This window comes from Phenylobacterium sp. (assembly GCF_036264965.1).
GTDB lineage: Bacteria > Pseudomonadota > Alphaproteobacteria > Caulobacterales > Caulobacteraceae > Phenylobacterium.
This window is the reverse complement of record NZ_DATAPY010000117.1, coordinates 1-12,550: the sequence shown is the minus strand read 5'-3', so window position 1 is coordinate 12,550 and position 12,550 is coordinate 1. Positions and strand designations below refer to the sequence as shown.

At 67.8% G+C, this 12,550-nt stretch carries 12 protein-coding genes; 6 read left to right on the top strand and 6 right to left on the bottom strand.

Going from position 1 to position 12,550, the window contains the following annotated elements; translation table 11 throughout:
• Positions 1-48: 48 nt before the first annotated feature.
• Positions 49-426, top strand: a complete 378-nt coding sequence (locus tag VHS75_RS15255; protein WP_329639466.1) for a response regulator — start codon at positions 49-51, stop codon at positions 424-426.
• 18 nt (positions 427-444) lie between these two features.
• Here the strand turns inward: VHS75_RS15255 and VHS75_RS15250 are convergent, their stop codons facing one another.
• A complete protein-coding gene (locus VHS75_RS15250) occupies positions 445-627 on the bottom strand; it encodes a DUF3606 domain-containing protein (protein WP_293368806.1) in 183 nt (60 codons plus the stop codon).
• Positions 628-860: 233 nt separating this feature from the next.
• On the opposite strand from VHS75_RS15250, the gene VHS75_RS15245 reads away from it, so the two are divergent.
• The gene (locus VHS75_RS15245; protein ID WP_329639465.1) at positions 861-2,135 is read left to right on the top strand and encodes a dicarboxylate/amino acid:cation symporter; all 1,275 of its coding nucleotides are present in this window, start codon (positions 861-863) and stop codon (positions 2,133-2,135) included.
• 33 nt (positions 2,136-2,168) lie between these two features.
• Positions 2,169-2,951 (top strand): acyl-CoA thioesterase domain-containing protein, encoded by a 783-nt coding sequence (locus VHS75_RS15240; protein ID WP_329639464.1) that lies wholly within the window; start codon positions 2,169-2,171, stop codon positions 2,949-2,951.
• A 166-nt stretch (positions 2,952-3,117) separates the two neighbouring features.
• Here VHS75_RS15240 and VHS75_RS15235 read toward each other — a convergent pair whose 3' ends face one another.
• Positions 3,118-4,746, bottom strand: a complete 1,629-nt coding sequence (locus VHS75_RS15235) for a carboxylesterase/lipase family protein (protein ID WP_329639463.1) — start codon at positions 4,744-4,746, stop codon at positions 3,118-3,120.
• Between the two features lie 122 nt (positions 4,747-4,868).
• Between VHS75_RS15235 and VHS75_RS15230 the strand changes: the two genes are divergently transcribed.
• From VHS75_RS15230 to VHS75_RS15220, 3 genes are all read left to right on the top strand, one after another.
• Positions 4,869-6,296, top strand: coding sequence for a PhoPQ-activated protein PqaA family protein (locus VHS75_RS15230; RefSeq protein ID WP_329639462.1), 1,428 nt, complete (start codon positions 4,869-4,871; stop codon positions 6,294-6,296).
• Between the two features lie 64 nt (positions 6,297-6,360).
• The gene (locus VHS75_RS15225; RefSeq protein WP_329639461.1) at positions 6,361-6,987 is read left to right on the top strand and encodes a glutathione S-transferase family protein; all 627 of its coding nucleotides are present in this window, start codon (positions 6,361-6,363) and stop codon (positions 6,985-6,987) included.
• A 59-nt stretch (positions 6,988-7,046) separates the two neighbouring features.
• Positions 7,047-8,213 (top strand): pyridoxal phosphate-dependent aminotransferase, encoded by a 1,167-nt coding sequence (locus VHS75_RS15220; RefSeq protein ID WP_329639460.1) that lies wholly within the window; start codon positions 7,047-7,049, stop codon positions 8,211-8,213.
• Between the two features lie 130 nt (positions 8,214-8,343).
• Here VHS75_RS15220 and VHS75_RS15215 read toward each other — a convergent pair whose 3' ends face one another.
• From VHS75_RS15215 to VHS75_RS15200, 4 genes are all read right to left on the bottom strand, one after another.
• Complete coding sequence (locus VHS75_RS15215; RefSeq protein WP_329639459.1) at positions 8,344-9,330, bottom strand: hypothetical protein; 987 nt, start codon at positions 9,328-9,330, stop codon at positions 8,344-8,346.
• Positions 9,331-9,517: 187 nt separating this feature from the next.
• Positions 9,518-10,513 carry a hypothetical protein gene (locus tag VHS75_RS15210; protein ID WP_329639458.1) on the bottom strand — a complete coding sequence of 332 codons (996 nt, stop codon included), beginning with the start codon at positions 10,511-10,513 and terminating at the stop codon, positions 9,518-9,520.
• A gap of 393 nt (positions 10,514-10,906) precedes the next feature.
• Positions 10,907-11,095 (bottom strand): hypothetical protein, encoded by a 189-nt coding sequence (locus VHS75_RS15205; protein WP_414694331.1) that lies wholly within the window; start codon positions 11,093-11,095, stop codon positions 10,907-10,909.
• Positions 11,096-11,382: 287 nt separating this feature from the next.
• A complete protein-coding gene (locus tag VHS75_RS15200; protein ID WP_329639457.1) occupies positions 11,383-12,504 on the bottom strand; it encodes a response regulator in 1,122 nt (373 codons plus the stop codon).
• Positions 12,505-12,550: the final 46 nt, after the last annotated feature.

The following is a 12,550-nucleotide window of genomic DNA, read 5'->3' as shown; positions in this document are numbered from 1 at the left end:
CGCCTGCACCGCCGGGGGAGCCCAACCGGACGAGGCGTGACACGTGTGTTGACTATCCTAGTTGTGGATGACGACGCCAGCCAGCGCGAGATGCTGGCGCGGATGCTCCGGACGCGGGGATATGCGGTCGTCGAGGCCGCCGACGGGCGCGATGGTCTGGATCAGTACTATCTGCTCCAGCCGGCTTTGGTGATCTGCGACATCCTGATGCCGGAAATGGACGGGCTGGAAATGATCGGGGCGCTGCGCGGCGCGCACGTCCAGGCCCCCATCATCGCCATGCTGGAGATTGATGACTTCCAGGCCGCCCTGTTGCTGGAGGTCGCCTCGAAAATGGGCGCCGACGCCACAGTGCTGAAACCGCTGGAGACCGACCAGCTGATCAAGACGGTCAGCTCGCTCCTGGCGCCGAGGCTGTGCCATTAGCGAGGATCGACATTCAGCCTAGCGCTTCTTGCCGAGCTCTGCGGCGATGTCTTTGGTGAGGCGGCCCACCTTGCGGTGAGCGGCGGTGATCTGGTCCTTGGTCACGCCCCAGCGTTTCATCCAATACTCGACCGCCTTACGCTCGGAGAGGTCGAGCCGCTCCTTGTCGATGAACCCGCGCTTGTCCTTCAGGCCGGCCATGCAAACTCCTCCATTACGCCAAGCCTTGAGCCCTTCCCACTCAGGTTGGCTCAACCTGAGTGGATGAGAAGGGCTCCAGATATAGACGACGACTCTGTTTTATCCCGGCTGACTTGAATCAAGTCAGCCGGGACAGGGTCTAGGGAGCTTCCTTGCGCAGGGGAAGCGCACCGGCCAAGGTCGCTTGGCCTTGGAGGTGTTGGGGCCCTGCGGGCGTTGGGGGAGACCAATTGATGCTGCGATCGTTGAGCGTGCGGGTGTTGATCGCGCTCGTCGCCGGGTTGGCGCTGGGCGCCGCGGCGGCCGCCTACGCCGGCCCGGAGGTCAAGCGGGTCATCGAGATCGTCGAATCGGTCGGCGGGCTTTGGCTGAACAGCCTGCGGATGACGGTCGTGCCGCTGATCTTCGCGGTGCTGGTGACCGGCATCGCAGGGGTCGCCGACGCGGCCGCCACCGGCCGCCTGGCGGTCAAGACCATCGTCCTGATCGTCATCGCCCTGACCTTCAGCTCGATCTACACGGTGGTGTTCGCCGAGGGATTCTATGCCCTGTGGCCGGTCAGCGGCGCCGGCGCCGCGGCGCTGCGCGCCGGCGCCAGCGCCGCGCCCGACCTGGCGAAGCAAGCGCCCAGTCTGATCGATTTCGTGAAGGGCCTGGCGCCGCCCAACGTGATCAAGGCGGCGTCGGACGACGCGATCCTGCCGCTGGTGGTGTTCGCGAGCTTCTTCGGCTTTGCCGTGACCCGCCTGCCGGACGCCAGGCGTGGCGCGATCCTGGAATTCTTCGACAGCATCGGCGAGGCGATGGTCACCATCGTGCGCTGGATCCTGCTGGCGGCCCCGGTCGGGGTGTTCTGCCTGGGCCTCGGCGTCGGCTTGCGCGCCGGCATCGGCGCCGCGGGCGAGATCGGCCACTACGTCGCCGCCATTTCGCTCACCAACATCAGCCTGACGGTGGTCGCCTATGTCGCGGCGTTGCTCATCGGGCGGGTTTCGGTCGGCCTGTGGACCCGGACCGTGGCGCCGGTGCAGGTGGCCGCTTTCGCCACCCAGTCGTCGCTGGCCTGCCTGCCGGCGATGATCGAGCGGTCGCGTGACGATCTGGGGATCCCTGACCGGGTGAACGGACTGGTGCTTCCGCTGGCCGTCGCGCTGTTCCGCTTCACCGGGCCCGCCGCCAACCTGGGCGTCGCCCTGTTCGTCGCGCGGGTCTACGGCGTCCATCCCAGTGCGGCCCAATACCTCGGCGTCGTGTTCGTCGCCGTAGCCACCAGCCTGGCGTCGGTCAGCCTGCCGGGGCAGATCTCGTTCTTCGCCAGCATCGCGCCGCTTTGCCTGACGCTCGGCCTGCCGGTGGACATCCTGCCAATCCTGATCGCCGTCGAGGTGGTGCCGGACATCTTCCGCACCATCGGCAACGTCACCGCCGACCTGGCCCTGAACATGATCATCTGGCGCGGCGAGCGGGCGACGGCGGCTCCGCCGGCGGCGAGTGCGGCGCAGGCTTGATCGATCGCCTGCGGCCCCCTACCCAGCTTGGCCATGGCCAACGAACCCTTCTTCACCATCGAGGGGACGCATTACGTCCCGACACCGGCGGCGCGCGGGCCGTGGAACCCCAACTCCTTGCACGGGCGGGTGATCGCCGGCCTGCTGGGCGCGGAGATCGAGCGGCTGCATGGCAGCCCCGACTTCATCCCCGCCCGGCTGACGGTGGACATGTACCGTTTGCCGGACCTGTCGCCGGTGGAGGTGACGACGACGGTGGTGCGCGCCGGCAACCGCATCAAGGTGATCGACGCGGAGTTTATCTCCGGCGGGGTCAGCGCGGGACGCGCCACCTGCCAGCTCCTGAAGCGGACTGAGAACCCAGGCGGCAATGTCTGGAAGCCGGAGCCTTGGATCGTGCCGGCGCCGGCCGATATTCCGCCGCCCGCCGACGGCCGCGCCGGCATGGGCGGGATGTGGGCCACGCGCCGGATCGCCGGCGACTTCGGCACGGTCGGCCAGAAGCGGACCTGGATGGCCGAGGTGCGCGAACTGGTGGCGGGACGCGCCCTGACGCCCTTTGTGCGGGTGGCGGTGTCGGCGGATTTCGCCAGCCCCTTCGCCAACGCCGGCGACGCGGGCCTGGAGTTCATCAACTCCGACGTGACGGTCTATCTGCATCGCGAGCCGGTGAGCGAGTGGATCGGCTATGAAGTGATCAACCACGGCGCCACCGACGGCGTGGCGATCGGCGAGTGCTTCCTCTACGACGAGGACGGCCCGATCGGCTCGGCGTCCTGCGCGGCGCTGGCGCAGCGGCGGATGCCGCGCAGCTAAACGCTGGAATCAAACGGGGCCGCCCCGAACAGCCGAGCCGGCCCCGTCAAAACCCGGCGTGTGGTTGGGAGCCGCCGGGCGAGTGCAGATTGCGGCAAAGCCTGCCGAGTCGTTAAGGTGGCAGGACGCCACATCGTAGTTCTACGTAGGGTCGCGGCGTTTGGTTTCAGGCCGGGCGCACCGGCGGCATCAGCTTGCGGAACGCCGCATAGGGGTCGTTGTCGATGCGGCTCCTGGAATTGAACATCATGGTCGCCCGGGCCTGGGCGTCGTAGCGCGGCCAGTGCGGCAGGCCGGACCTGGGGTCGTTCGGGTCGCCGTGTCGGGCGAATGCGGTCCAGGCCGCGCTGGCCTGTCGGCCGAGCGCCAGCGTCGCGGGCGAGGTCCCCAGCAGCATCGGCCCCAGCGCCACATTGTCGAAGGCGAAGGGAATCTCGGTGGTGTGGGGCGCGCGCATCATGCCGCCGTCGACTGCCGTGCGCCCTTCCCACACGTACATGTAGACCGGCGCAGGCTGGACCGACTTGCGCTCGGCCAGGGCGGCGGAGGAGACGAAGGCCGCCTTGGAGGTGATGTCGACGTACATGTAGCTGGGGTTGTCGGTGGGGTATCTGGCCTTGGCCTCGGCCACCAGCTTGTCGGTCAGCGGGCCGTACTGGGCCTTCAGCCGTTCGACCATCTGGGCCTCGGTCTGCTTACCCCACCAGTCGAAGCCGACGTTGTAGAGGGTCTGCTCGTCGGCGGTGCAGCCGACCATGATGGCGACGTCGCGGCCGACCGGATTGGCGACCGGGTCGAACGGATGGCCCTTGATCGCCACGCCATCCATCACCGGCCCCCAGCGGCCGCCGACCGGGCCCATACCCTTGGCGGCGGCGATGATGGCGGCGGGCGGGACCCGGCGCAGGGCGGCCACATCGGCGACATCGAGGGCCTTCATCAATTGGCGCGCCTGGTCGGTGGCGGCGGCCTTTTCTGCGGAGCGGAGCGCCGCGCCGCTTTCGACGATGCCCTTGTGGCGCAGGCCGGTCATCGCGGGCATCGCCAGGCTGGTGGCGACCTTCGCCCCGCCGCCGGACTGGCCGAAGACGGTGACATTGCCCGGATCGCCGCCGAAGTTGGCGATGTTGTCCCTGACCCACTGCAGCGAGGCGGCGAGGTCGAGCATCCCGACGTTGCCTGAGGCCGGATCGCCGCCCAGGTCGGCCAGCTCCAGATAGCCGAAGGCATTGAGCCGGTGGGTGACGCTGACCAGCACCACATCGTGGTTCTTCGCCAGGTTGTGGCCGTCGTAGACCGGCCAGTTGCCGCTTCCGTAATTGAACCCGCCGCCGTGCCACCAGACCATGACCGGGCGGGCCTTGCGGTCCAGCGCCGGAGTCCAGAGGTTGAGGAACAGGCAGTCCTCGCTCTGGCGGATGGCGTCCTCGCCGGAGTTCATCAGCTGGTTCAGGGCCGGGCCGACCGCGCCGGGATAACGCGCCGCGCCGCCGCCGGAGGCGTACTGGATGGCCGCCGGGCCGAAGGCGATGGCCGCGGCGGGCTCCGTCCAGCTTGCGGGCTTCGCCGGCGGCGCCCAGCGCAGGGCGCCCAGGGGCGGGGAGCCATAGCGCAGGCCCTTGAAGGTCGGGACGCCCTCTTCCATCAGCCCGATGACCGGGCCGTTGGTGGTGGAGACGGCGGGCGTGACGCCGCTGGCGATGTAGGCGCCGGCGCGGGCGGCGAAGGCGCTGAGACCGAGGCCGGCGGCGCCGGTGAGGACGTTGCGGCGGGACGCGCCCTGGTCTTGGCTCATGGTCGTTCCTCCCCTTGGCGGGGCGTCTTCGCGCGCCCCGGCCTGATTTCTTACGCCGCCTGCGCGGCTGTGCCATGGTGCGCCCAAGGACCGGCAAAGGTCCATCGGGAGGTTTGAAGTCCATGCGTTTGATGAAGCTGTTGGGCGCCGCGCTGGCGACCGTCGTGCTGGCCTATTCCCCGGCGCTGGCCAATCCGAAGAATGCGCTCGACGCCTATGTGGCCAAGCCCGATCCGGCCTTCGCCTGGAAGGTGGTCGGGCCGGTGTCGGGGCCGGGCTATCACGGGGCGGTGCTGGAGCTGACCTCGCAGACCTGGCTGACCGCGAAAGAGGTCGACAAGCCGCTGTGGAAGCACTGGCTGACGGTGATCGTGCCGGACAAGCTGTCGGCCAATCCAGCGAGCCGCGACAAGGCCTTCCTGTTCATCACCGGCGGCAACAACACCGACGCCGCGCCGACCAAGGCCACCGACCGCTTCGCCAAGATGGCGGTTGAGACCAGCTCCGTCGTCAGCGAGCTGGACGACGTGCCGAACCAGCCGCTGCGCTTCGCCGAGGACCCCAAGCCCCGCGTCGAGGACGAGATCATCGCCTACCAGCAAGCCAAGTTCGCCAAGGACCGCAACCCGCTCGACCTGGTGCGCCTGCCGATGGTCAAGAGCGGGACCCAGGCCATGACCGCGGTCCAGCAGTACCTGGCCAGCGACGCGGGCGGGAAGCTGAAGATCAACGGCTTCGTGGTCTCCGGCGGTTCGAAGCGGGCCTGGACCACCTGGCTGGTGGGCGCTATCGACCGGCGCGTGGTGGCGATCATCCCGATCGTGATCAACGTCCTCGACGTGGACGCCACGGCCAAGCACCACTGGGAGGCGATGGGCTATTTCTCGCCGGCCCTGAAGGACTACGTCGAGAACCACCTGATCCCCGAGATGATCGGCTCGCCGGGGCTGACCGAGGTCAATCGCATCGAGGACCCGCTGAATTACCGCGACCGGCCGGCGATGAAGATGCCGAAGTACATCATCAACGCGGTGGGCGATGAGTACTTCCCGCCGGACAACACCAAGTTCTCCTACCACCTGCTGCCGCAGGTGAAGCGGCTGCGGATGATCCCCAACTCGAAGCACTCGACGGCGGGCACCGACATCAACGACAGCATGACCGCCTTCTACGACGCCGTGCTGAACCACCGGCCGATCCCGAACTACTCGTGGGTCGTGCGGCCGGACGGGGCCATCGTGGTCAAGTCGGCGGTGAAGCCCACCGAGGTGCGCCTGTGGCAGGGGACCAATCCCAAGGCCCGCGACTTCCGCGTCGACACCATCGGCAAGACCTTCACCTCGAGCGTGCTGACGCCGGCCGCGGACGGGACCTGGGTGGGCAAGGTGGAGAAGCCGGCCGCCGGCTGGACGGCCTATTTCGTCGAGCTGACCTATCCCAGCGGCACGGCCTATCCGTTCAAGTTCACGACGGAGGTCTCGGTGATCCCCGACACGCTGCCCTACAAATGGAAAGACGCCCGCCCGATCATCGCCCCCGACGGGAAGTAGGGACTTCATCTGAAGGTCGGCAGCCCCTATCTCGACCGCAGGACTTCGGGGAGAGCGCCGCGCCATGATGCTGATCGGGCAATATGACTCGCCGTTCGTGCGGCGGGTGGGGATCGCGCTCAGGACCTATGGACTGGCCTTCGAGCACCAGCCCTGGTCGACGTTCGGCGACGCCGACAGGATCGCCAAGTTCAACCCGCTGCGCCGGGTGCCGACCCTGGTGATGGACGACCGGACGGTGTTCATCGACTCCGCAGCGATCCTGGCGGTGGTCGACGACATGGTGGGGCCAGAGCGCGCGGTCCTGGCCCGCGACGGCGAGGACGGCCGCCACCTCTTACGCATCGCCGCCCTGGCCGCGGGCGTGGCCGACAAGGGGGTCAGCCTGCTCTATGAGCGGGTGCTGCGCGAGGCGGCGTTCCCGCTGTGGGTCGAGCGTTGCCGGCTGCAGATCGCCGAGACCCTGGACCTGCTGGAGGCCGAACGGCAGGTGCGCCCGACGCGGTATCTGTTCGACGACGAGCTCAGCCACGCCGACGTCATGCTGACCACGATGATCGGGTTTGTGTCCGAGGCCCTGGCCGGCGAGTTCGATTGGGCCCGCTGGCCAGCCTTGAGCGCGCATGCGGCGACCTGCGAGGCTCTGCCGGCTTTCCGCGAGATCCGTCAGCCCTTCAAGCTCGCCACCTAGCGCGCGCCCGGCGCGCCACGGCGATTGTTCCGCCCGCTTCGGCCCGCTAGGACGAGACCATGTTTTCCGCCACCGCCCGACCTGACGTCCTCGCCCTTCGCGCTTCGCAGATCCGCGAGGTGGCCAATGTCGGCATGGCCCGCAAGGACGTGCTGAAGTTCTGGGTTGGCGAGAGCGACCAGCCGACGCCGGCCTTCATCCGCGAGGCCACGGCAAAAGCGCTGACGGCGGGCGAGACCTTCTACACGCACAACCTCGGCCGGCCGGACCTGCGCGAGGCCTTGGGCGCCTATCTCACGCGCCTGCACGGCCAGCCGATCGCCTTCGAGCGGCTGGGGATCACCAGCGCCGGCGTCAACGCCCTGATGCTGGTCAGCCAGGCGGTGGTCTCGCCGGGCGACAAGGTGGTGGTGACCACGCCGGCCTGGCCCAACATCGTGGAGATCCCGCGCATCCTGTCGGCGCGGATGGAGACGGTGTCGCTGGAGCGCGCCCAGGGCCGCTGGCGGCTCGACCTCGACAAGCTGATGGCGGCGCTGACGCCGGACACCAAGGCGCTGTTCCTCAACTCGCCGAACAACCCCACCGGCTGGACCCTGGCGGCGGAGGACCGCGCGGCGATCCTGGCGCGGTGCCGGGAATATGGCATCTGGCTGATCACCGACGACCCCTACGAGCGGCTGATCTTCGGGCCGGGCAAGTCGGCGCCTTCGTTCCTGCCGCTGGCCGGCGACGACGAGCGGGTGATCTCCACCAACACCTTCTCCAAGGCCTGGCGGATGACCGGCTGGCGGATGGGCTGGATGGTGCTGCCCAGGAGCCTGACCGACTCCATGGGCGTGGTCATCGAATACAACACCTCCTGCGCGCCGGACTTCATCCAGTCGGGCGCGATTGCGGCGCTGAACGAGGGCGAGGGCTATATCGCCGAGCTGCGCGCCGAGCTGGCCACGGCCAAGGACCAGGTGATCGGGGCGCTGCGCCAGATGCCGGGCGTCGAGGCGCCGGAGCCGGAAGGCGGCATGTACGCCTTCTTCCGCGTCGAGGGCGTCACCGACTCCGTGGCGCTGGCCAAGGACATGATCGACAAGGCCGGCATCGGCCTCGCCCCCGGCTCGGCCTTCGGGCCGGAGGGCCAGGGGTGGCTGCGCTGGTGTTTCGCCAACCGGCCGCAGACCAACGCCGCCGGGTTGGAGCGGTTGGCGGGGTATCTCGGCAGGAGATAGGTCCGCGAACTCGGCGCACTCCCTTACACAGCGGCGGGGCTATAGCGATCGCGGGATCAGGTGACACCTCTGGCCAGTGCGTGACGTCAAATCGAAGTGGCCGAAATCGGACCCCTTCAATGACAGCCCCTCACCGCGCCAGGGAGGCGGCAGCCTGCGCCCGCTCGACCGCACGCGCGCCGGCCAGGACGTTGGTCATCGCGTAGTTGCCCTCATGACAGGCGAACTCGTAGAGCGGCGCATCGGTCGCGACGAACGCCATCTCCGCCCGCCAGGGACGGGTGAAGATCGTTGGGTCCTCGACGGTGAATTCATATTTCAGCGCAGTGGGCGCGACACGCGTGAACCGCTCCACGACCCTGGCCCCTGCGGTGAAGAAGAACGGCGCCTGGCTCAGCTGAGCGTCCGCGCGCAGGTTGGTGGTTTCAACCACCAGGGTGTCCTTCTCCCAATGACCGATGGAGTCGCCGGTCCAAGGCCTGATCTGGGCGGGCAGATGCGCCGCGCCGATCCGGATGATCCGCAACTCGCTGTTGTTCTCCGCCATGATCGCGATCTGGTTGCGGGTCTGCACGAACTGGTAGTTTGCGTTGTAGGGGGCGTTCATCATCACCGGTCCCATGGCGCCCCAACTGGGCAGCAGGCAGCGATCCCCCGCCACCGGTCGCGACTCGGGGCCGTCGAAGGATTCGATCTGGGCCTTGGCGAACACCTCGGCGCGGCGCTTGCCTTCAGCGGAGTAGGGCAGCTGGCCGTCGTCGGGATCGACCAGCCACGAGGTCCGAAATTCGCCATCCACCCGGGCCAGGTGCGCCCCGTCCCACCACTCGCTCTCGGAACCGCCGACGTTCGCCGCGGTGCTTGGCGGCGAGTAGCCGGTCATAAGTTTGCGCTCCGCTTCCGCCACATCGGCGGGCCGCACGACCAGGGGCAGGAGCCCGGCCGGGCGTTGCAGCCGGGTGAGCGCGTTGTTGTTCCACACGCCGTTCAGATCGGGCGCGCCGTAGGCGTTTCGCGGGGCGTGATAGCCTTGCCCCGCGGCGCTGGTCGCCGACAGTCCCAGAAGGCCGGCCATGGAGAGCACGCACAACGCGCTCCCAATCGACTTCAGATCCATGCTTGAACGCCCCCGACAGATCACTCGGGGATCACGGTAGGCGGTCTTGCTGAAGGTCCGCAATTGTTGAGGTTTCTCAGGCGCCCGCCTGCGGGGTCAGACCCACCGCGGCGCCTGGCGGGCGCCCAAGAAACCTCAACAAATGCGGTCCGAAGCTCCGCGCCCGAAGGCGGACCTTCATGCACGGCTAGCGCCCCTTCTCCGCCGCTCGTGCGATCTGCAGCATCAGCGGCATGGAGTAGTTGCCCTCGTGGCAGGCGAACTCGAAGATCGGGCCCTTGTCGGGATGCAGGGGCATCTCGCCGCGCCAGGGGGCGGTGTAGGTGGCAGGGTCGTCGACCTCGAAGGCGTAGCGGATCTCGTCACGCGCGGTGCGGGTGAAGCGTTCGGTGACCCGGGCGGCGGCCGAGATCATGTAGACCGGACCCCGGAAGGTCTCTTGGTCGTGAAAGTTGGTGGTCTCGACTACCAGCGTTTCGCCTTCCCAGTGGCCGACGCTGTCGCCGAGCCAGACGCGCACGCTCGGGGGCAGATGGGCCGGCGCGGCCTGACGGGCCTTGCGCCCTTTCTCACGGCCTAGCGACCCGGCCAGGCGGATGATGCGCAGGTCGTGGTTCATCTCAGATAGGATGGCGACCTCGGTCGCAGTCTGGACGATCTGTTTTCCACCCGCGACGGCCGGATTCATCATCGGCGGCGTGGCGGAGGCGAAGCCGGCCAGCAGGCAGCGATCCGTGGGCGGGCGATCCTCCGGGTTAGCGGGCGACTCCGCGGCGGCCGCCATCAGGGCCTGGAACCGCTTCAGCGCTTCGGGGCGGTAGGGCAGCCGGCCATCGGCCGGGGAGACGAGCCAGGAGGTCCGCAGCTTCCCGTCGAGCCTGGCCATGCCGTAGGCCGGATGCCATTCGGCGGCGCCCTGCCCAAGGCCCGAGGCTTCGCCACGCGCGATCTGCGCCATAAGGTTGGACTCGTAGGCCTGTTCTTGCGCCCGTGTGGCGAAGGTGAGAGGGGCGCCGGCGGGGCGCTGCAGGCTCGTGGCCGAGAGCGTGGTCCAGAAGCCCTGCAGGTCGGGCTGGCCGTCGGCGGTGCGCGGCGCGCGGTAAGGGGCGGCCTGGGGAGAGGCCGTCAGCGTCACGGCGGCGGCAAAGGCCAGCGCGGCGGCAATGATGCGGCGTGGCGTCATGCGCGGTTCCCCCGATCCCGGCTCTATCGGAGGGTGGAATGGCGGCGGCGGCAACTGCACAAAATTGAATGGATACGCCCCCTGCGGATCACTGGTGATCACCGCAAGCAGACTCTCAAAGGTCCTGTGTGGATGGCTCCCGCATTGCAAGGGGTGATGTGAGCTTTGGCGTGGCGGTCGGATGCAGTCTTGTGTTCGACCTGTTCGCGCGGTCATTGACCGCTGGCCTTGATGGTTTCCGCAGACGAGGTCCCATTCTGCTTTGCGGGCTCGGAGGCCTGGACCTTACCCAGGTTGTCCTCGTCTCCGGTCTGACCGGTTCGCCATCATTTCACATCGTCCTCGCAACCTCTGAAGCGCCTCCTGTGGCTGCTGATCTGGTCGGTAGGCGGTTCAGGCCGCGGCCACAGGGGCCGGCGCGCGGTAGACCTCGCCGCGCACCATGATGGCCCAGATCGCCCGGGCCGCATGGTTGGCCATGGCGACCGTCGCCACACGGATGGGCTTGCGGGCGAGCAGTGCGGTGATCCGCGGGTCGGCCGCGTCGGGCCGATAATGACCGCGCGAACAGGTCGAACACAAGACTGCATCCGACCACCAAGCCAAACCTCACATCACGACTTGCAATGCGGGAGCCATCCACACAGGACCTTAGAACTCCGCCGGACAACGAACCTTCACGCATGCGGGCGTTGTGCGCGGTCCGACCTCCCCGGCTCCTAACGATCCCTGCTGACTATTCCTTGTTTGCTCCCGCCACGACGTCCACCTTCCCGGACGAGGTCATTGCAAGTCCTGAAGACTGAGACGGGCCACGAGCAGACATTCCAGCCGAGGCAACGACCGGAGGCTGACCCGTCGCGCACGCATTAGCCAGCGAGCAGCTTGGCCCGATCTGTTCTGCCTTTCCTGTTGCCCGTGTAGCCACAGGTCTCGATGGCTTGGGCGAGGATTTGGATGTGGAAGGGCTTTGCCACATAGTCGTCGAACCCCAGCGCCAAGTAGTCGGCCGTGCTGCGTTCGACCTCTGAGGTCAGCGCGATCACGGGTGTGTCCCGGCCTGCACCCCGGAAGTTTCGGAGTTGGCGGGTGACCTCGATGCCGCTCATGCCCGGCATGTTGATATCCATGAGCACCAGGTCGAACGCCTGAAGCCGAAGTTGGTCCAGCGCCTCTGCGCCGCAGGCGGCCTCCACCGATCGATGGCCCAGGGCACTCAGCACTTCGGCCACGACACGCCGATTCACGGGATGGTCGTCGACATGCAGGATGCAAAGGCTCCGGCCGTCAGCGGTGAACGCATCCGACCTGGACCTCTCGCGAATGGAAGCTTGAGCCGCACCGCGCGCCGAGCGGCGATGCACCGGCGCCGAGGCCACCGAGCCATCAGAGAGACCAGCCACTTGCAGTGGATTCTGTGACGACGCGGGACCTGAGCGCCCCGTATAGCAGGACGGACTCCGCCGGCTAGATGCGAGACGCCGGGCGCTATCGATGCGCGCCAAGTTATCGCGCGATTCGTCGGGTGGAAGGATCGGGGCGTTGCGCCCGAGACCATCGAACGACACGCCCGGGCGCTGCGCCGACCCTCCGGCCCCACGCGGCGGCGCCGCCGGATCGAAATCATCTTGGCCGGCGGGCGAGGCGAGAGCCACGATGATCCCAGCCACATCATAGGGTTTCGGAATGAAAGCCGATCCGCTCACGCCCTCGCCGGCATGTCGCAGGGCGTTCAGGCCGGAGATGTAGACGACCGGCAAGTCTGAATAGGCGGCGCGTGCATATCGCGCGATCTCGAAGCCATCGATGCCAGGCCCGAGGTTGATATCCGTGACGAGGGCGAACAGGGGCTCGTGGGCGTCAATGGCGCCGAGCGCCTCGGCGGCCGAGTGCAATTCCAGGACACTGTAGCCGTGGTCGCGCAGCGCTTCGCAGCTCATCGCGGCGGTGAATTGATCGTCATCAACAAAAATGATGCGTTTATTTTGCATGTGCTTTCGCCTCTCAGGGCTAGGGCAACGTATGCGCAGCGGTTTG